Origin of the sequence: Glycomyces xiaoerkulensis, assembly GCF_002798405.1 — a bacterium.
In the GTDB taxonomy this organism is placed as follows: Bacteria; Actinomycetota; Actinomycetes; order Mycobacteriales; family Micromonosporaceae; genus Glycomyces; species Glycomyces xiaoerkulensis.
Genome location: NZ_PGGV01000035.1, coordinates 19,887 through 38,258 on the forward strand (window position 1 = coordinate 19,887; position 18,372 = coordinate 38,258).

Sequence of the window (18,372 nt, forward strand, 5' to 3'; positions counted from 1 at the left end):
AGCCGAGGGCAGGAACGATCGCCGCACCGGATTTCGGCGTCCCCGAGCCGGTCGGTGCCCTCGCATTGACACCGGGCGGACCGGAACATAACATTTCGGCGGCGCCAGCTCCGAAAACCTTTTCCGCCCGGGAGTCACCTCAACATGAACAAACCCGCACCCGTACAGCCGGTCCGCGGCGCACTGCGCCCGCTGGGGCTCGACGAAACCCGCCTCACCGGCGGCTACTGGGGCCGCCGCCAGCGCGTCAACGCCGAGACCACCATCCGGCACTGCCTGCACTGGCTGGAGGAACTGGGTTGGCTGGACAACTTCGACAAGGCCGCCGCCGGCGCGCCGTTCGAACGGTCCGGCCGCGAGTTCTCCGACTCCGAGATCTACAAGCTCGCTGAGGCCATGGCCTGGGAGATCGGCCGCACCGGCTCGGACGAACTCGAAGCGCGTTTCACCCGCCTCACCGAGCGGGTCGCCGCCGCCCAGCGGCCCGACGGGTACCTCAGCACCATGTTCGGCAGCCCCGGCCAGCGGCCCCGCTACTGCGACCTCGAATGGGGCCACGAACTGTACTGCTTCGGCCACCTCATCCAGGCCGCCGTCGCCCGCCTGCGCACCCGGGGCGAGGACGGCTTCGTCCGGGTCGCCCGCAGGGTCGCCGACCACGTCTGCGACACCTTCGGCCCCGGCGGCATCGAGCGGATCTGCGGCCACGCCGAGATCGAGGTCGCGCTGGCCGAATTCGCCCGGGCCACCGGTGAGCGGCGCTACCTGGACCAGGCGAAGCTGTTCATCGACCGGCACGGGCGCCACACGCTCGCCGAAGGCGGCTTCGGGCGCCACTACTACCAGGACGACGTGCCGATCCGCGAGGTCGAGGTGCTGCGCGGGCACGCGGTGCGGGCGTTCTACCTCGCCTCGGGAGCGGTGGACGTCGCCGTCGACACCGGGGACGAGGAACTGCTGGAAGCGCTGCGCCGCCAGTGGGACCGGACGCTGGCCAGGCGCACCCACATCACCGGCGGGCTGGGGTCGCAGTACACCGACGAGGCGATCGGCGAGGACTTCGCGCTGCCGCCGGACCGGGCCTACTCCGAGTCCTGCGCGAGTGTTGCCGCGGTCATGGCCGCCTGGCGGCTGCTCCTGGCGACCGGTGACGTGTCCTATGCGGACATGATCGAGCGGTCGGTGTGGAACGTCCTGGCCGGAGCGGTCGACCCCGGCGGCGAGGCGTTCTTCTACGCCAATCCGCTCCACCAGCGCACCGCCGACCCCGATCCCGTGGCCGGGGAGGTCTCGCACCGCGCCGCCGGCGGCCGCCGCGCCCCGTGGTTCGACGTCTCCTGCTGCCCGACCAACCTGGCCCGGACGTTCGCCTCCCTGGCCGCCTATGTGGCGACCGTCGACGACGGCGGGCTCCAACTGCACCAGTACATGCCCGCGAACGTGTCCACGCGCCTGCCCGGCGGCCCGATCGAGGTGTCGGTCGCGACCGAGTACCCCGACGACGGCGCGGTCGCCGTCACCGTCGACCGCAACGAGGCCGGGCCGTGGACGCTGCGCCTGCGGGTCCCGGCCTGGGCCGAGGGCGCGACGCTGACCGACCCGGACGGCCGGACCCGCCCGGTCGCCCCGGGGCGGGCCGACCTCACCCGCGACTTCGCCGCCGGCGACACCGTGCGGCTCGATCTGCCGGTCGCGCCCAGGTGGAGCCGGCCCGACCCGCGCATCGACGCCGTCCGCGGCTGCGCCGCGGTCGAACGCGGGCCGGTGGTGATGTGCGCCGAATCGGTGGACCTGCCCGGTGGCGCCGGCATCGCCGACCTCTCCGTCGACACCGGGCGCGCCCCGGCCGAGCGGGACGGCGCGGTCGCCGTCGCCGGTCATGTCCATCGCCGCCCCGACACCTGGCCCTACCGGGCGTCGCCGGGCCCCGAGCGGGATCGGGAGGCCGCCGAGATCCCCCTGATCCCGTTCCACCTGCGCGACACGCGCGGCCCGGCCGCGATGCGGGTTTGGCTCCCGGCTGAATGAGGCGGCGGCCCTAAGATGGTGGCCGTCCGGAGTAGCGGGGGAGCGAGGCGCGGGGATGAGCGAACTGCTCGGGTTCCTGGGCACGGCCGAACGGGCCGTGGCCGCCGGTGTCGAGGTGATCGAGGCCGCCTCGGGCGGCGAACGGTCGATCAGCGGCAAGGGCGACCGCGACTTCGCCACCGACGTCGACTTCGCCGTCGAGGACGGCATCCGGGCGTTCCTGTCGGAGGCGACCCCGGAGATTCCGCTGCTGGGGGAGGAACGCGGCCGGAGCGGTGACTCCGGCTCGCCGTTCGAATGGGTGCTCGACCCGGTCGACGGCACGGTCAACTTCGCGCGCGGTTCGCCGATCCACGCGGTTTCGCTGGCCTTGACACGCGGCGGGACGCCCGTGGTCGGGGTGGTGGCGGCCCCGCAGAGCGGTGAGTGGTTCAGCGCGGCGGCCGGGTGCGGCGCGACCCTCGACGGCCGGACGCTCGCCCCGGCCGGCCCGGACCGGCTGGCGGACGCGGTGGTTTCCTTGGGCGACTTCGCGGTCGGGGCCGGCTCGGACGAGCGCAACGACGAGCGCCTCGCGCTTCTGCGGCGCTTGGTGCCGCAGGTCCAGCGGATCCGGATGATCGGCTCGGCCGCGCTCGACATGTGCTGGGTGGCCGCCGGCCGGTTGGACGCGACGTTCCACGACCGGATCAACCTGTGGGACGTGGCCGCCGGCGCGGTCATCGTCCAGGAGGCGGGCGGGGCGGTCACCGACGGGCGGGGCCGCGCCTTCGGGGCGGGGTCGACCTCCGTCCTGGCCTGCGCCCCGGGCCTGCACGCTCCCTTGATCGACGCCGTCCGCCTTTGAGGCGACGCCCCCGGACGCCCGCTTATGCCCGTATGGGCCCGCTGTGGCGCCCGAACCATGACCGTTCGTAACACTTCCGCAACTTGAGTAGCGGTAATCGATATCCACCCTTGCCTCCAGGCCGAGAATGCCCTTCAATATTCACAGAAACGGGCGTGAACAGTCGCACCCGGGCGTCAATGGTCGAGGAGGATCGATGTTCCCCGAGGAGAGACGGCAGCAACTGGTGGCTCGGGCCCGCGACGGCGGCAGCCTCGACGTCGCCTCCGTCTCCACGGACCTCGGCGTGGCGCCCGAGACCATCCGGCGCGACCTCAAGGTCCTCGAATCCCACGGACTGCTCCGCCGAGTGCACGGCGGCGCGATCCCGGTCGAACGCCTCGGCTTCGAAGGCGAACTGGCCGCCCGCGCCGGCACCATGGCCGCCGAGCGCCGCCGCATCGCCGGGGCCGCGCTCGGACTGCTCGACGACGCCGAATCGATCTTCGTCGACGAAGGCGCCACCGCGCAGCTCCTGGCCGAGTCCATCCCGCGCGACCGCACGCTGACCGTGGTCACCTCGGCGCTCCAGACCGGCGGCATCCTCGCGGCGATGGACAACGTCAACCTGCTGATGATCGGCGGCCGCATCCGCAGGCGCACGCTCGGCGCGGTCGACCACTGGGCCACCAGGATGCTCGGGGACATGGTGATCGACCTGTGCTTCCTCGGCACCAACGGCATTACACCCGAGCACGGTCTGACGACGCCCGATCCGGCGGTGGCCGCCGTCAAGAGCGCGGCCCTGGCGGCCTCGCTGCGGCGAGTGCTCATCGCCGACCACACCAAGTTCGGCGTCGATTCGTTCTGCCGCTTCGCGAACGTCGAGGATTTCGAGGTCCTGGTGACCGACTCCGGGCTGTCCGCCGAGGCGGCGGCGCCGTACCTCGCGACCGGCGCGCGCCTCATTCGCGCTTGAGACTGCACGTCCACGACCGCTCCGACTGGAGGAAATATGAAAGCCGCACTGGTCAGCGCTCCGGGCAAAGTGGAGGTCGTCGAGGTGCCCGATCCGGCCCCCGCACGCGACGAGGTGGTCGTCGCGGTCGCCGCATGCGGCATCTGCCGGACCGACCTGCTCCTCGTGGACGACCACTCGGTCTCCGATCCTCCGATCGTCCCCGGCCACGAGTTCGCCGGGGAGGTCGTCGCGGTCGGCGCCGACGTCACCGCCCCGCGCGTCGGCGAGCAGGTGGCCGTCGACCCCACCACCCGCTGCGGTTCGTGCCACGACTGCCGCCGCGGGCGCGGGAATCTGTGCGAGCACCGGACCGTATCGGGCCTCACCCGCGACGGCGGCGCGGCCGAGTACGCGACGGCCCCGGCCCGGAACTGCGCGGTACTGCCCGAGTCGGTCGACCCGGCGGACGCGGCCCTGGTGGAGCCGCTCGCGCTCGCCGTCCGCGGCTTCGAGGCGCTGCCGCGCCGCCAGGGAGACCACTACCTCGTGTACGGCGCGGGGACCACGGGCCTGCTCATGGCCGAGTTGGCCGGGCACGCCGGCGCCGCCTCGGTATCGGTGGTCGATCCCGGCGCCGAAGCCCGGGCGGCCGCCCGCGAGCTCGGGTGCGTCGCCGCCGCCGGAGCCGCCGATCTGGACGGACCGCGAGGCTGGGACGTCGTCATCGACTGCACCGGTGCGTCGGCCGCCATCCACGACGGATTGGCCCGGGTCGGCCGGGGCGGCACCTTCCTCCAGTTCGGATCCTCGGCGCACGACGTCAGCGTCGAGATCGAGCCGTATCGGATCCGGGACCGGGAGATCACCATCACCGGTTCGATCGGGGTTCTGGACGGTTTCGATCGGGCTGCCGAGCTGTTCGGATCCGGCCTGGTCCGCGCCGAGGTGCTCACCAGCCACATCTACCCGCTCGACCGGTACGCTGCGGCGATGGCCGCATTCCGGTCCGGCGGGGTCCGCAGGGCGCACCTCGCGCCGGCTGTCCCGGACCTGCGCGGCCGGGACGTCCCGGCCGCGGAATCGCGAACGGCATCGAGTGCCCCCGGGTCGTCGACGATCTGGGGCTATGAGCTCGAGCGCGCCCGCCGGTCCGGACGCGAAGTGCGCCTACTGGGGTAAGGCCCGCCGCGGGCTCCGGTCCCGGTGCCCGAATGCGAACGCTGCGGAGCCGGCCACCGCCTCGCGGCGGGTACCCGACCGATCAGGAAGTCTCGGCCGCGTGGGCGTTGATCCGCTCCATGACGCGTTCGAGGACGTCGAGCTCGTCGGGTTCGATCAAGCTGAAGAAGTGGCGCCGGACCGCGGCGGCGTGGTTCGGCGCCGCGGTGGCCATGACCTGCTCCCCATGCGTGGTGAGCGTCACGACTTGACCGCGCCCGTCCTCGGCGGCCTCGCGCCGCTCGACGAGCCCGCGCCCGGCCATGCGGGCGACATGCTTGGACAGTCGCGCCTTGTCCCATCCGATCGCGGCCGCCAGATCGCGTGCGCGCATCTCGCGACCGGGTACCCCGTCGAGGCGGGCGAGGACTTCGAAGTCGCTGACGGACAGTCCGTCGCGGGCGAGCCCGCGGGCGAGTGCGGCCTCCAGGTCGCGCCGCATGGCGACAAAGGCCGACCAGGCGCGCCGCTCGCGTTCGTCGAGAGATTCCGATGGATCCACGGGCGTCATCCTACCAAGGTAGTTGTCATGGAAACCAAGTTGTGTTCTAATGGTTGCCATGGAAACTATATTCTCCGCATCGGCGAAAGGATCCCGATGAACACCGCCCTCTGGACCGCGGCCTCCGTACTGGCCGCGCTGTTCGCCGTCGTCGGCCTGATGAAGGTCGCCCGCCCCAAGGCCGCACTCGCCGAACGCGAAGGCATGGGCTGGGTCGAGGACTTTCCGGGACCGGCCGTCAAGACCATCGGCGCGCTCGAAGCGGCCGGCGCGGCCGGTCTCGTGCTGCCGGCCCTGCTCGACATCGTGCCCGCTCTCACCGCTTGGGCCGCCTCCGGTATCGCGGCCCTCATGGCCGGGGCCGCCATCGTCCACCTGCGCCGCGGCGAGCCGCGAACGATCTCGGTCAACCTCGTCCTGCTGACGTCGGCCGCCTTCGTCGCCTGGGGCCGCCTCGGCCCCTACCCGCTCTGATCGGAAGGAAACACCATGACGTCCATCATCGTCGTCGGCGCCGGACCCACCGGACTCCTGCTGGCCGGCGACCTCGCCGAGGCCGGGCTCGAGGTCACCGTCCTCGACAAGCGCCCGGCGGGCCGCTCGAACCTCTCGCGGGCCTTCGGGGTCCACGCCCGCACCATGGAGGTGTTCGACATGCGCGGCCTCGCCGGGGAACTCCTGTCCCACACCTCCTACAAAATGGACAAAGTCGCCGCGTTCGGCAACGCCGAACTCGACCTGTCACGGCTGCCGACCGCCTTCCCGTACGTCCTGATCTGTTCGCAGACCCACGTCGAGCGGGTACTGACCGAGCGGCTCCACCGGCTCGGCGTCGCGATCCGCCACGACACCGAGGTCACCGCGCTGGCCCAGGACGGCGACGGCGTCGACCTGACCGCGGCCGGTCCCGGAGGCGAGACCGTCCGGCTCCGCGCCGACTACGTCGCAGGCTGCGACGGCGTCCACTCCACCGTCCGCGACCTGGTCGGCCTGCCGTTCCCGGGCGGCCCGGTGATGGAGGGGATCATGCTCGCCGACGTCGAGCTGACCGACCCGCCGGCGAAACCGGTCGTCCGCACCAACCGGCACGGATTCGCCTTCATCGCCCCCTTCGGCGACGGCTACTGGCGGATCACCGCCTGGAGCCGAGCCGATCAGGCGGCCGACGACGCCCCGCTGCGGCTGGAGCAGATCGCCGCCGCCGCAAGGCAGGCCTTCGGCACCGACTACGGAATGCACGCGCCGCGCTGGATCTCCCGCTTCCACTCCGACGAGCGCCAGGTCCCCGAATACCGGGTCGGCCGCGTCCTGCTCGCCGGGGACGCCGCCCACTGCCACACGCCCGTCGGAGGCCAGGGCATGAACACCGGACTGCAGGACGCCGCCAACCTGTCCTGGCGGCTCGCCTCGGTAGCCCGCGGCGCCGACCCCGCCGTGCTCGAGCACTACCACGCCGACCGGCACCCGGTCGGGGCGGCGGTGCTGAAGTCCAGCGGGCGCATGGCCCGCATCGCGACCGCGCGCTCCCGGACGGCCGTCGCCGTGCGCGACGCCGTGGCACCGATGATCCTGGCCTCGGCCGCCGTCACCAGAAGAGCGACCATGCAGGTCTCCGGACTCGGCATCGCCTACGGCCGGCTCCGCGGCGAGGATCGGATCGTGGGCACCCGCGTGCCCGACCGGCGCTTCGACGACGGGACCCGCCTGTTCGAGCACCTGCGGGCAGGCCGGTTCGCACTCCTCGGGGCCGCCGCGGTTCCCGGATGGGACGACCGCGTGGACTTCCTGCCCGGGGAGGACGGGCGGGCTCTCCTCGTCCGGCCCGACGGCCACGCCGCCTGGTCCGGTCCGCCCGAGCGCAGCGCGATCGAGTCGGCGCTGCGGACCTGGTGCGGCGATCCCGCCTCCTAGCCCCGGTTTCGTCAGACCGGTCCCCACGCCCGGAGGACGTCCAGGGCACCGGCGGCCCGGCCGTGGCCGAAGTACCACTGCGTCGCCCCGGTCTGGAGCACCTTGCGGACCGACGGGGCGATCCGCTCGCGCTCCTGGGCCAGGAACGGCGGCCTCGGCCGGGCGCCGAGCATGCCTCCGGCCAAGAGGTCGCCGACGAACGCCGCTCCGGACTCGCGGTGGACGAAGGCGGTCGACCCCGGCGTGTGGCCCGGGACGTGGACGCAGTCGAGGCCGATGCCGAACTCGTCGAGGACGGCGCCGTCGTCGAGCAGCAGGTCGGGGACCACGGGCGGGTAGTCGCGCGTCATGGCCCTGTCGAGCAGTGCACCGAAGGGACGCAGCGGTTCGTAGAAGCGGCTGTCTCCGCGGCCCGCCCAGTCGCGCTCGGCCCGGCCCACCGCGACCGGGGCCCGCAGCAGGCGGCTCAGAGCGGAGGCCCCGCCGATGTGGTCGGGGTGGCAGTGCGTGACCGCGATCAGGGAGACCTCCTCGATGCCCGCGCGGCGCAGCGCGCGCACGACCGCGGCCTCCTTTCCGGCCGGACCGGTGTCGACGAGGGCGGTCCCGGCCGGCCCGTGCACCGCGTAGAGCGTCGCCTGGGTGAAGCGGATCGGGATCACGGTGCTCATGCCCGCACCCCCGCTCGGGAGGCGGCTACCAGACGCAGGTAGGGCTTCATGCGCTCGTAGTCGGCCGGCCCCTCATATCCGGTGTGCCGGTCGGGCCTGACCAGATAGGCGCGATCCCCGCCCCGGTAGAGCGGCGCCGCCCGGTGCTCGCGGTCGAGGACGATCCGGACCCGGTCGTCGCCGGCGTTCGCGGCGCGCCAGTCGGACGTGAGCACGAGGGTGTCGACCGGGGCCGACCAATCCCGGTCCAGCCGGGACGACAACTCCTCGGCCCGGCGCAGCAGCGGTCCGGCACGCTCACCGGTCAGCACCAGGGTGTGCCGTTCGGCCGAGACCAGCCCGTGCAGGCGGGCGGTCTCACCGGAGACCCCGTCGAACAGCTCCGGATCGGGCAAGCGCGCGCCCGCGCTCCCCTCCACGGCTCCGCCGGTGCCGCGGTAGCTGTGGGCCAGCTGCGACAGCCGTCGAGCGGCGAAGGCGCGGGCGGCCCGGCTCCGCCGCAGCGTCCCGAACACGGCGTCGCGCAGGTGCCGTCGCGGGTCGGCCCGCAGGAGCATCGCCTCGGCGCCGAGATGGGTCATGGACACCACCTGCCGCGCCACCCGGTGGCGCTCGATCTCGTAGGTGTCCAGCAGCGTGAGAGGGGCGCGGCCGGCGCAGACCTCGGCGAGCTTCCACCCGAGATTGACCGCGTCGCCGACGCCCAGGTTCAGGCCCTGGCCGCCGAACGGGGTGTGGACGTGCCCTGCGTCCCCGGCCAGGAAGACCCGTCCGGCCCGGTAGTGCGGGGCCTGCTTGTGGGCCAGGGAGAACGTGGAGAACTGGCCCGCCGACCGGACGGTGCCCTCGATGCCGCTGCGGGACATGGCCTCCTGCGCGTCGGCGAGGCTGGGCTCGGTCGGCTCGCCGCTCGCGGTGCGGCGCTGGGTGTAGGCGATTCGGTAGGTGCGCGCCCCCGGAAGCGGGAACACCCCGTAGATGCCCTCGGTGTCGGCCGAGAAGGTCATCTCGTTGCGGGGCAGCGGCCAGTCGATCTCGGCGTCGCACAGCACCCAGGGGTCGGCGTAGGCCGACCCCTCGAACCCGAGCCCGACCAGGTCCCGGACGGTGGAGTGGACGCCGTCGGCGCCGACGACGTAGTCGGCGGTGACCGTCTCGGCCCCATCGGGCCCCTCCAGCTCGGCCTCGACGCCGCCCGGACGCGCCGAAAGCGCCCGGAGGACGGTCCGGCGTTCGGGCGCCGCGCCGAGTCGGCCGAGCCGCTCGGTGAGGATCTGTTCGGTGCGGTACTGGGGCAGGTCGATCATGTGCGGAAAGGCGGTGTCGCCGGTCAGGACGCGGAAGTCGACGCCGAGCCGGTCGCGGTGGCCGGTGCGCAGCCAGAGCACGTCGACGCGCCGGCCCTCGGCGATGACCGGGTCGGCGGCGCCGAAGTCGCGGAACTGTTCGAGGGCTCTGGCGTGGAGCGCGGCTGCCTTGGTGAGCCTCTGGGCGTCGCCGTGCTTGTCGATCAGGCGGAAGTCGACGCCGCGCCGGGCGAGTTCGCAGGCCAGCGTGAGCCCGGTGGGACCGGCGCCGACGATGAGGACCGCAGTATGGGTCATGACCACACCTCACTAATAGAAAACGAATAACCGTTCTTTTTAAAAGCTAGTTCAGCCGCCCGCGCCGGTCAAGAGCGAACATTCGCTTTATGATCGGATCCATGCCAAGAGTCTCCGCCGAGTACCTCGCCGCAAGGCGAGACCAGATCCTCGACGCCGCCGCCCGCCGCTTCGCCGCCGCCGGCTTCCACCGCACCTCGATGCAGGACATCATCGACGAGGCGGGCCTGTCGCCCGGCGCGGTCTACCGGTACTTCCGCGCCAAAGACGAGATCATCGAGGCGATCTCGGTCGAGGCGATGGGGCACATCGAGTCGGTGGTTCGCGCAGCGCTCGACGGTGACGCGCCCCTCGCGGAACTGATGTCCGGTCTCCCCTCCGCCTTCGAAGCGCTCGGCCGGATCGACGAACGCTCCCGACTGGCCGTCCAGGCCTGGAGCGAAGGGCTGCGCAACCGGGCGCTCGCCGAATCGATGGGCGCCGCGCTCGAAGGCGTCCGAGCCGCGCTGCGGGACAGGATCGCCACCGCGCGGCGCCACGGTGACATCGGCCCCGGCACCGATGCCGACCAGGCCGCCGGGGTCCTCATCGCCGTCCTCCAGGGCTACCTGCTGCAGCGGGCCTGGAACCCGGATCTCGATCCGGACCGATTCGGCCGGGCGGTCGGCGAACTACTCCGGTGCGGTCGGCCATTACCAAGTGCATCGATATCTGTGAATGAAAACCCATCTGTGAGCAGGCGGGACCCACATAAACTTCCCCGAATACCGCCTGTAGGGTCCCACTCATGTCCAACGATTCAGCCAATACGTCCGACTCCGAAACCGACGCCGAGGAGACACCGGAAGAGAACGAAGAAGACCTCGACACCACCGAGGAGGACGATGCGGCTGAGACCGCCCCCGTGGCCGAAGGCGGATTCGTCTCCGGCGCCCTCGCCTTCGTGAGCGCCGCCCTCGGGCTCGTATCCCTCACCGGCACGTCCATCGCCGACAAGCTCCACGCCCGCCGGGAGATCATCGGGCAGATCGACTCCAGCAGCGGCGCCGACGTAGACCAGATGGAGCTCTTCTACGGCGCGCCGTGGAGCACCGTCGCGTTCACCAATGGTGCATTCGGACTGCTCGCCATGCTCCTCGGCGGAGGAGTGCTGCTGGTGCTGTGGGGCCTGTCAGTCGACACGCGGCCCTGGGTGAAGGCACTCGCGCTGGGCGGCGTCATTCTGGGCGGCATCGGCCTGCTCATCGCCGTCGGCATGAACCTCGACCTGTTCGCCGACCAGCCGGTGATCCCGACCGCACCGACCGGCGGCTGAGCCTGCCGACCGGACGGATGGAACACGGCCTGACCCGGGCGATCGCCACCCGACGTGACAGGACGTCACGACCCGACGAGCGGTGGGTACCACCGCCCGGCGTCTCGGGGCCGAAGCATCCCTTATGGACTCCCATAGCGAAAGATGTTCGCTCACCTGCGGATATACGGATACCCAATTCGTTGTTCCGTTGGTGGGCGAGCACCTTTCCGGATGCCGGACTCGGGTGTCGCTGCCTCGACGCCGAGAGGAGTCGCGGTGCCGTACATGTGCCGCCGCCACCTCACGCGGCACGAGGACGAGGGGATGACGAGCCGGCTCGCCGCCCTCGGCCAAGGCGAGGGGATCGAGGGAGTGTCCCGCCGCCCGAGTCCGCCCTTGAGCCGCACGGCCCGAACTCGGATCGACCGCCACCTACTTGAAGCCGGAGGACCCGACCTCGCGCCCGAGTGCCCGGCTCCCGCTGTGCCAAGGCGCATCTACATGAGTTAACCAATATAAGATATTACATATATGTGTGCTAGCATCTATTCATGTCGCTTAGGCACGCCATCCTCGGCATCCTGTCCATCCAGCCCATGAGCGGCTACGACCTGAAGAAGACCATCGACGAGAGCGTCGGGCACTTCTGGACGGCGGACCAGTCGCAGGTGTACCGCACCCTCACAGGCCTCGTGAATGACGGCCTGGCATCCCGCCGCACCGTGGCGCAAACCGAGCGCCCCAACATGCATCTGCATAGCGTGACCGATCGGGGCCTGTCCGAGCTGGACGAGTGGCTCGCGTCGCCGCTGCAGGCGCCGCCTTCGCGCGAACCTTTCCTGGCGCGCCTGTTCTTCGCGGACAGGTTGCCGGTGGAGGCGATACGGGAACTCCTGGACGCCCGCCGGCGGGAAGTGAACGAGCAGCTCGCGGCGTTGGAGGCGATCGCCGTTCCCGAGAACGGTGCGGATCTCGGGCATGTGCTGCGGCTGGCCACGCTCGCCAACGGCATCGCTCACGCCAAGACCGAGCTCGAGTGGCTCGACGCCACCGAACGAGGACTGGAACGGAGCACGCCATGAGCCCGTCCCTTTCAGCCAAACTCGATCGCATCGCAACCCGATATGCGGCCAAGCCCGCGGTGTCGGCGATGAGTCTCGCCATCGAACAGCCGTCCACCGGATTCACCTGGCGTTACGGAGACACCGGTCGGCCGTACTTCGTCGCCAGCATCACCAAGCTGTACACAACCGCGATGATCATGCAGCTTCGCGACGAGGAGGCTCTGACACTCGACACACGCGTCGCGGACCTGCTCGGTGAGGACACGATGCGGGGGCTGAACACCCACGGCGGCCACGATCACGGCACGGCGATCACGGTGCGCGAACTGCTGGCGCAGACCTCCGGGATACCGGACTATTTCGAGCAGCAGCACCCTGACGGCACCACCTTCTTGGATGACATGCTTCGCGCCGATGACGCCTGGACCCTGGATGACCTCCTTGAAAGGGCGAGGCGCTTGCCGAGCGGGTTCGCCCCCTCGACACCCGGTAAGGCGCAATACTGCGACACCAATTACCAGTTGCTCGGACGCGTCATCGAGGTGGTCGGCACCGGTAGCTATCACCACGCCATCCGCAATCGGATCATCGAACCATTCGGCTTGCGCGACACCTGGCTGTTCACCCCGCACACGCTGGATCGCTACGGCGAGGTCGCAACCATCCGGCACGGCCGTGCGCCGATGCACATCCCCAAATCGATCGCGTCGTTCCCTCCGGACGGCGCGGTGGTATCGACAGCGGGCGACCAGCTGAGGTTTCTCCGCGCCTTCATCGGGGGCGAGCTGTTCCCCGCGAAGTACCTGGCCGAGATGACCGCGCGATGGAACCCGGTGTTCTCACGCTTCGACCCCATCGAATACGGAACCGGGATCATGCGGTTCCGTCTGCCCCGTTGGCAGTCGCCGTTCACTTCGGTCCCGACGATGATCGGCCACTCCGGCGCCTTCGGGAGCGTGCTTTTCCACATTCCTGAACGCGATCTCTACATAGCCGGGACCGTCAATCAGATGCGCCCCCGCAGGCTTCCGTATCCTCTCCTGCTGCGGCTGGTCGCTCAACTGCGTTGAACGGTGACAACGAAGTCCGCAACCGGATTCCCGACCGAGGCCGCTTATGACCGAGACTGTTGCGAGTTCGGTGCAGCTATCAGCCCGTACCGGGTCACCTGACCGACGTGCCCGGATTCCTCGTCCGACCCGTATTGCCGGCTTGTCGCCTCGGCCCCGGAGCAGGCGTCGAGACCCCAGCGGGATGGGGAAGGCCTCATCTTGCCGGTGTGAACGCTGAGCCGAGTCGGGGGCAGGGTCGCGATCGTCATCCGACAAGACCCGACTTGACGCATACCCATATGGGTATATGATAGTTGCCATGGCACGAGCAGCGACGACGTCGGACGTTTTCAACGCGATCGCAGAGCCGCGGCGTCGGGAGATCCTGGTGCTGCTGCGGGCGGGTGAGCGGCCGGTGGTCGAGCTGGCCCGAGAGCTGGGGCTGCCCCAGCCGGGGGCGTCCAAACACCTGCGGGTGCTCCGAGAGGTCGGGCTGGTGCATGACCGCAAGGCAGGCAAGCAACGCCTGTACGGTCTCGACGCGCGTGGCCTGCGAGCGGTTCACGAGTGGACCGGCGGGTTCGAGCGGTTCTGGAACGAGAGTTTCGATCGGCTGGACGCATACGTGCAGGATTTGAAGCAGGCGAGGCAGGAGGAGTAGCCGATGAGTGCGACGGGACGAGGGGAGTCGGGGCCCTCGGCGACGGCTGACCGCGAGATCGTCATCACGCGGGTCGTCGATGCCCCACGGGAGCTGGTGTTCGAGGCGTTCACCGAGGTGCGGCACCTGTCGCGGTGGTGGGGGCCGGAGGGGTTCACCACGACCACGCGGTCGTTCGAGTTCCGCGTCGGCGGGGAGTGGGACTTCGTGATGCACGGCCCGGACGGGACGGACTACAACGAGTGGATCACCTGGACCGAGCTCGCCCCGCCGGAGCGGATCGCGCTACTGCACGGTGAGTTCCGCGGCGACCCGAACGCCTTCGAGTCGGTCCTGACGTTCGAGCCCGACGGTTCGGCGACCCGGATCGAGATGCGCACGGTGTTCGGCACCAAGGAACTGCGCGACGAGGCGGTCGAGAAGTACCACGCGATCGAGGGCGGCCGGCAGACCCTGGGCAACCTGGCCTCCTACGTGACCGAGATCGTTCGGAAGGGAGCGGAGGACTGATGGCCGGGAAGGTGTTCTTTAGCGTGTCGATGTCCCTGGACGGGTTCATCGCACCCGAGTCCATCGAGGACTTGATGGGGCGGCAGTGGATGGAGCTGCAGCAGTGGCTCTTCCCGCAGCGGTTCCTCAGAGAGAACCTCAAGCTGGGCGAGGGCGGCGAGGAGGGGCGCGACAACGACATCGTGCGGGAGACGTTCGAGCGCACCGGCGCCAGCGTGATGGGCAAGCGCATGTTCGACGCCGGCGAGCATGCGTGGCCGGAGGAAGCGCCGTTCCACACGCCGGTGTTCGTCGTGACACACGGGCAGCGCGACCGGTGGGAGCGGCCGGGCGGAACCGTCTTCCACTTCGTCAACGACGGCATCGAGTCCGCGCTCGACCAGGCCCGGGAGGCCGCCGGGGACCGCGATGTCCGGATCGCCGGCGGCGGCGCGACGATCCTGCAGTATGTGAACGCCGGCCTGATCGACGAGTTCTCGATCGCGCTGTCACCGGTGCTGTTCGGCACCGGCGTCCGCCTGTTCGAGGGCGTGGACGCCGATCGCGTGGCACTGGAGCCGGTCGGCGCCGAACCATCCCCGAGAGTGACGCACCTGACCTACGCCGTCCGGGAGCGGTAGAGGCACGGTGGGCGAGAAGAAGCCGGAGCAATGCGCGCCGCGCCGTCCCCGGCGCAATTGTGAACGGACTCGTAGCCGACTCACCCGCCGAGCACAGTGAGCCTGTTGCGACCCGGCAAGGGCTGTCGGCGAGACTGGGCACATGTGGAGCGACCTGGCCCAGCGGGCCGAGGCGGTGATCACGCGAAAGGCCGAGCTCGACTTCACGGCCGTTGCCGGTGTGGATCCGAGCGCGGCGTTTCGCCGGTTCGGGGCGTCGGTGGCGACTCGTCTCCCGGTGCTTCCGCAGCGCGTGCCGTACAACAAGGTGCGCGGGTATCGGTCGGCGGATCACCGGATGTTCGATGAGGTCATCGGGTTCTATGCCGACACCGACGTGCGACCGGCCCTTGAGGTGTGGGCGGGCGATGCCACGACCGGGTTGCACCGCGCGCTCCTAGACGCCGGCCTGGCACCGGCGGCACCCACCGTCACCTTGCATGCGCGGCCTGCTCCAGCAGCCCCCGGCTCAGCGGTGGTGGTCCAGGAGGTGGGGTTGGGCGATGAACGGTACTTGGACGTCTTGTACGGCGGCTATGAAGCGCTTGCAAGCGAGGTGACCTTCCGGAAGGTGCTCGCGATCGAGCATGCCACGCCAGGGCTGCGGCGATATGTGGCCCTGGTCGACGGCCATCCGGCAGCGGCGGGGGCGCTGTTCACGCACGGCGGTGTGAGCTATTTTGCCGGGGCGGCGACCTTGCCGGACTTCCGAAGGCGGGGCTGCCAAGCCGCGCTCATCAACCGGCGCCTGGCCGACGCGCGCGAGGAGAGTGATCTCGTTGTGGTCACCGCCGCCTATGCCTCGCCCAGCCATGACAACCTCGCTCGCCATGGGTTCGGGATAACGCACACTCGCACCGTTTGGCGGTGAGACCGGCTTATCGAGCACGGCGGTCGAAGTCGTTGCGGACCAGGACGGCTCGATCCGGTTGTGGTCGATGTGGACCAGGGGGCCGTCGAGGATTACGAAGGCCCATCTGGGCGCTTCGTGTGCTGCAGGGCGGCGCGGATGCCGGGGCGCGGGCGGCGAACAGGTCGATGGTCACGCGAGTGCGCCGCCATGCGGTGGCGGCCGAGATGCCGAAGCGGGCCGCGAGGTCGCGCAGTGCCTCGGCCTTGCGCAGGTAGGCGGGGGCGAGCAGGGTCTGGGTGCCGTGGTCGAGGGCTCGCCGTCGGGAGCCGATGGTCTTGCGGTGGGTGCGGATGAGTCGGGCAACTCGGTTGAGGGTCGAGCCGGACGGCGGGAGGAAGGCAGGGCAGAACCGCAACCGGGGCTCCTGGTGGTCGTTGAGGCAGAAGTGGCATTCGCCGTTCTACCGGGAGTTTCCTCCTTCCCTCAACCCGACTGATGCCAAACCCTTTGCGCTCCAATCGATCACGACCAGGATGCCACAGCTTCACCGGCACCGATAAAGGGCGTTGTGCTGCGGCGTGTCTGCGGCCAGTGGTGGCTCCCCGGTACGCGACACGTCCCGGCGCCGCGGTGAGCCCGTGGACGACGGTGCTGGCCGCCACCACCAGTGCGCCTGCGGCAAGCACCGTGGAATCCGATCCCCACCGTTCGGCCTCGACCATCAGGTAGAACAGCGCCGACACACCGATAGGTCCGAACCAGCCCAGATAGATCGCATCCGCCCAGCCGAACGACAACGGACGACGAAGCAGCAGCAGCACCGGCAAGCGGCGTAGCACCAGCACGGCCCCAGCCAGCAGCCATACACGCCAGCCGAGGTCGGTCCACGCCTGCCAGGGCAACATCGCTCCGAAGACGGCGAACAGCGGTAGGACGAGGAAGCGGTTGACCGCTTCGTCGATGGAGACTTCTGCACGCCGTTCCTTGCCGGTGGTGACAGCCCCGAACGCCAAGCCGCTCACGAACACCGCGAGTACGCCATCGACGTGGAGGAGTCCGGACACCCCGAGCACCGCCAAGGCGAGAACGGCGGTGAACAACAGCATCGGGCCGGATTCGGTAGCGCCGTGCGCCTCTCCGGCCCGAATCGCGCGACCGCCGAGCCAACCCATGCTCGCACCGACGGCGATCGCGCCGGAAACCTGCCACAGCACTTCTACAACCGCGCTGCCGCCGGAGAGTGGACCGGCGATGGCAATGGCGACCAGCACCAGCGGCAACGCGAGACCGTCGTTGGCACCCGATTCCAGGGACAGCAGTTGCCGACTACGTGCGGGCAGGTCCTCTTCGGCCGCGGCCCCGGTCACCACGTTGGACGCCAAGACCGGATCGGTGGGACACAACGCGGCGCCCAGGAGGGCAGCAGCACCGAGTCCGACCCCCAGAATCGCCGCCGACAGTCCCGCAGTGATAAGTGCCATCGCCGGCATCGCCACAGCCAGCAGCAACAGAACCGGGCGCAGCCTCGACCGCGCGATTGAGAACGGGTACCGCAGGGCCACGGCCATCACGGTGATCCCCAGTAGTATGCGCGAACCCTCATGCAGCACCGAGTCATGGCCGGCGAGCGGCTCGAGCGCGATGAGCCCGGTGGCCGCAGGGCCGAGCACGATGCCCAGCACGAGACCGAGGAGCGGTTCGGACAACGGGAGCCTGCGCAGCCGGCCGGAAAGCGCCGCCACGGCAATCGCCACCAGACCGACGGCCGCCAAGAGCACGTTGAACACCGCTATACCCGCTTTCGAAGGTGCTGCACTTCCGAGTTCGTCGAGTACCCATACCGGAGTACCGATACGCCTCAATCATCACCGAAGGGCAGACTTGAGCGAGTCGGGCGGGAGAGAACCTTTGTGGGTCAAGGTGGTCGGTTCTGATCCTACTACTGCTCGGCTTGGTCGGTGACACGTTCGCCGAAGTACAGAGCGAACTGCCGGCTCGCTGCCATCCTCAAGGAAGAGCAGATCTGGCTGCCGGTCGCCGACGAACCGATCGTGGTCGCCCACCGAAAGCTCAAGAACGCCCACGACGATGCTGACCAGGCGCGTCAAGCAGAGCACCAGCGAGTGGTACGTCCTGGACCTGCTGGAGGAGTCCTGAGGCGGGTTCGAGACGCATATTCGGTCGGGCTTCAACTCGAGGCGCTCCGGGTGGAGTCGGCCTACGATCCGGCGTCGCGGACGCTGCGGGGGCTGCCGGGTGAGCGGGCATAACGCCCAGAAAGTGAAAGACCCGCACGTCAAACCGGTGACGCACGGGTCTGTGACGTAGGGCGGGCGGGCCTTGTCACAGACCCACACGCCCGTGACCTGCCCAAATACGACTCTGCGACCGGCTTCCAGATCGAAGCTACCTATGGTCGAGACGGAGACGAACTCCGTGCCGCGATCAGCTTATTCCATGCCACATCATCATGCTCGCCGTGTTCGCCTGGTCTCAGAGGCCCTTCTATGCAAATGCCACTGGCGCGACCACACCATCGTGGACCTTTTGGTCTC

General features: G+C 70.0%; 17 protein-coding genes and 2 pseudogenes. 14 read left to right on the forward strand and 5 right to left on the reverse strand.

The features are described from left to right. Positions 1–144 precede the first annotated feature (144 nt). From CUT39_RS16360 to CUT39_RS16375, 4 genes are all read left to right on the forward strand, one after another. Positions 145–2,028 carry a glycoside hydrolase family 127 protein gene (locus CUT39_RS16360; RefSeq protein ID WP_100448509.1) on the forward strand — a complete coding sequence of 628 codons (1,884 nt, stop codon included), beginning with the start codon at positions 145–147 and terminating at the stop codon, positions 2,026–2,028. Positions 2,029–2,083: 55 nt separating this feature from the next. Continuing rightward, on the forward strand, positions 2,084–2,875 hold the full coding sequence (locus CUT39_RS16365; protein WP_100448511.1) for an inositol monophosphatase family protein: 792 nt from the start codon (positions 2,084–2,086) through the stop codon (positions 2,873–2,875). Between the two features lie 196 nt (positions 2,876–3,071). Continuing rightward, positions 3,072–3,833, forward strand: a complete 762-nt coding sequence (locus CUT39_RS16370) for a DeoR/GlpR family DNA-binding transcription regulator (RefSeq protein WP_100448513.1) — start codon at positions 3,072–3,074, stop codon at positions 3,831–3,833. Positions 3,834–3,869: 36 nt separating this feature from the next. Beyond that, entirely contained in the window at positions 3,870–4,994 is a 1,125-nt protein-coding gene (locus tag CUT39_RS16375; RefSeq protein WP_100448515.1) for an alcohol dehydrogenase catalytic domain-containing protein, read from the forward strand. A gap of 82 nt (positions 4,995–5,076) precedes the next feature. Here CUT39_RS16375 and CUT39_RS16380 read toward each other — a convergent pair whose 3' ends face one another. Further along, positions 5,077–5,535: a MarR family winged helix-turn-helix transcriptional regulator gene (locus CUT39_RS16380; protein ID WP_198587204.1), complete on the reverse strand. Its 459-nt coding sequence runs from the start codon at positions 5,533–5,535 to the stop codon at positions 5,077–5,079. Positions 5,536–5,631: 96 nt separating this feature from the next. Here CUT39_RS16380 and CUT39_RS16385 point away from each other — a divergent pair, with 96 nt between their 5' ends. Together CUT39_RS16385 and CUT39_RS16390 are read left to right on the forward strand one after the other, a co-directional pair. Continuing rightward, a complete protein-coding gene (locus CUT39_RS16385) occupies positions 5,632–6,009 on the forward strand; it encodes a DoxX family protein (RefSeq protein ID WP_100448519.1) in 378 nt (125 codons plus the stop codon). A gap of 15 nt (positions 6,010–6,024) precedes the next feature. Next, entirely contained in the window at positions 6,025–7,446 is a 1,422-nt protein-coding gene (locus CUT39_RS16390; RefSeq protein ID WP_100448521.1) for an FAD-dependent monooxygenase, read from the forward strand. 11 nt (positions 7,447–7,457) lie between these two features. On the opposite strand, the gene CUT39_RS16395 is transcribed toward CUT39_RS16390, so the two are convergent. Both CUT39_RS16395 and CUT39_RS16400 read right to left on the reverse strand, forming a co-directional pair. Beyond that, positions 7,458–8,117 (reverse strand): MBL fold metallo-hydrolase, encoded by a 660-nt coding sequence (locus CUT39_RS16395; RefSeq protein ID WP_100448523.1) that lies wholly within the window; start codon positions 8,115–8,117, stop codon positions 7,458–7,460. Then, positions 8,114–9,721 carry an FAD-dependent monooxygenase gene (locus CUT39_RS16400; protein ID WP_100448525.1) on the reverse strand — a complete coding sequence of 536 codons (1,608 nt, stop codon included), beginning with the start codon at positions 9,719–9,721 and terminating at the stop codon, positions 8,114–8,116. Before CUT39_RS16400 ends, CUT39_RS16395 begins: the two co-directional genes overlap by 4 nt. Before the next feature lie 200 nt (positions 9,722–9,921). Here CUT39_RS16400 and CUT39_RS21875 point away from each other — a divergent pair. The 8 genes and pseudogenes from CUT39_RS21875 to CUT39_RS16445 all read left to right on the forward strand — a co-directional run. Further along, a pseudogene (locus CUT39_RS21875) lies at positions 9,922–10,335 on the forward strand (TetR/AcrR family transcriptional regulator); the annotation flags it as partial. A gap of 173 nt (positions 10,336–10,508) precedes the next feature. Beyond that, positions 10,509–11,036, forward strand: a complete 528-nt coding sequence (locus CUT39_RS16410) for a hypothetical protein (protein ID WP_100448527.1) — start codon at positions 10,509–10,511, stop codon at positions 11,034–11,036. Between the two features lie 533 nt (positions 11,037–11,569). Continuing rightward, the gene (locus CUT39_RS16420; RefSeq protein WP_100448531.1) at positions 11,570–12,100 is read left to right on the forward strand and encodes a PadR family transcriptional regulator; all 531 of its coding nucleotides are present in this window, start codon (positions 11,570–11,572) and stop codon (positions 12,098–12,100) included. Continuing rightward, a complete protein-coding gene (locus CUT39_RS16425; RefSeq protein ID WP_100448533.1) occupies positions 12,097–13,152 on the forward strand; it encodes a serine hydrolase domain-containing protein in 1,056 nt (351 codons plus the stop codon). The genes CUT39_RS16420 and CUT39_RS16425 overlap by 4 nt, the downstream gene beginning before the upstream one ends. A gap of 301 nt (positions 13,153–13,453) precedes the next feature. Further along, positions 13,454–13,795 carry an ArsR/SmtB family transcription factor gene (locus CUT39_RS16430; RefSeq protein ID WP_100448535.1) on the forward strand — a complete coding sequence of 114 codons (342 nt, stop codon included), beginning with the start codon at positions 13,454–13,456 and terminating at the stop codon, positions 13,793–13,795. A gap of 3 nt (positions 13,796–13,798) precedes the next feature. After that, the gene (locus CUT39_RS16435) at positions 13,799–14,305 is read left to right on the forward strand and encodes an SRPBCC family protein (RefSeq protein ID WP_100448537.1); all 507 of its coding nucleotides are present in this window, start codon (positions 13,799–13,801) and stop codon (positions 14,303–14,305) included. Further along, positions 14,305–14,925, forward strand: a complete 621-nt coding sequence (locus tag CUT39_RS16440) for a dihydrofolate reductase family protein (protein ID WP_100448539.1) — start codon at positions 14,305–14,307, stop codon at positions 14,923–14,925. The genes CUT39_RS16435 and CUT39_RS16440 overlap by 1 nt, the downstream gene beginning before the upstream one ends. Before the next feature lie 142 nt (positions 14,926–15,067). Beyond that, on the forward strand, positions 15,068–15,835 hold the full coding sequence (locus tag CUT39_RS16445) for a GNAT family N-acetyltransferase (RefSeq protein WP_100448541.1): 768 nt from the start codon (positions 15,068–15,070) through the stop codon (positions 15,833–15,835). 7 nt (positions 15,836–15,842) lie between these two features. Here the strand turns inward: CUT39_RS16445 and CUT39_RS21880 are convergent, their stop codons facing one another. Together CUT39_RS21880 and CUT39_RS16455 are read right to left on the reverse strand one after the other, a co-directional pair. After that, complete coding sequence (locus CUT39_RS21880; RefSeq protein ID WP_100448555.1) at positions 15,843–16,232, reverse strand: transposase family protein; 390 nt, start codon at positions 16,230–16,232, stop codon at positions 15,843–15,845. A gap of 178 nt (positions 16,233–16,410) precedes the next feature. After that, positions 16,411–17,604 (reverse strand): annotated as a pseudogene (locus CUT39_RS16455) (cation:proton antiporter domain-containing protein); the annotation flags it as partial. Positions 17,605–18,372 lie beyond the last annotated feature (768 nt).

Coding starts and splice junctions, on each gene's coding strand:
- CUT39_RS16360 (WP_100448509.1), top strand. CDS start 145: ATGAACAAACCCGCACCCGTACAGCCGGTCCGCGGCGCACTGCGCCCG.
- CUT39_RS16365 (WP_100448511.1), top strand. CDS start 2,084: ATGAGCGAACTGCTCGGGTTCCTGGGCACGGCCGAACGGGCCGTGGCC.
- CUT39_RS16370 (WP_100448513.1), top strand. CDS start 3,072: ATGTTCCCCGAGGAGAGACGGCAGCAACTGGTGGCTCGGGCCCGCGAC.
- CUT39_RS16375 (WP_100448515.1), top strand. CDS start 3,870: ATGAAAGCCGCACTGGTCAGCGCTCCGGGCAAAGTGGAGGTCGTCGAG.
- CUT39_RS16385 (WP_100448519.1), top strand. CDS start 5,632: ATGAACACCGCCCTCTGGACCGCGGCCTCCGTACTGGCCGCGCTGTTC.
- CUT39_RS16390 (WP_100448521.1), top strand. CDS start 6,025: ATGACGTCCATCATCGTCGTCGGCGCCGGACCCACCGGACTCCTGCTG.
- CUT39_RS16395 (WP_100448523.1), bottom strand. CDS start 8,117: ATGAGCACCGTGATCCCGATCCGCTTCACCCAGGCGACGCTCTACGCG.
- CUT39_RS16400 (WP_100448525.1), bottom strand. CDS start 9,721: ATGACCCATACTGCGGTCCTCATCGTCGGCGCCGGTCCCACCGGGCTC.
- CUT39_RS16410 (WP_100448527.1), top strand. CDS start 10,509: ATGTCCAACGATTCAGCCAATACGTCCGACTCCGAAACCGACGCCGAG.
- CUT39_RS16420 (WP_100448531.1), top strand. CDS start 11,570: ATGTCGCTTAGGCACGCCATCCTCGGCATCCTGTCCATCCAGCCCATG.
- CUT39_RS16425 (WP_100448533.1), top strand. CDS start 12,097: ATGAGCCCGTCCCTTTCAGCCAAACTCGATCGCATCGCAACCCGATAT.
- CUT39_RS16430 (WP_100448535.1), top strand. CDS start 13,454: ATGGCACGAGCAGCGACGACGTCGGACGTTTTCAACGCGATCGCAGAG.
- CUT39_RS16435 (WP_100448537.1), top strand. CDS start 13,799: ATGAGTGCGACGGGACGAGGGGAGTCGGGGCCCTCGGCGACGGCTGAC.
- CUT39_RS16440 (WP_100448539.1), top strand. CDS start 14,305: ATGGCCGGGAAGGTGTTCTTTAGCGTGTCGATGTCCCTGGACGGGTTC.
- CUT39_RS16445 (WP_100448541.1), top strand. CDS start 15,068: ATGTGGAGCGACCTGGCCCAGCGGGCCGAGGCGGTGATCACGCGAAAG.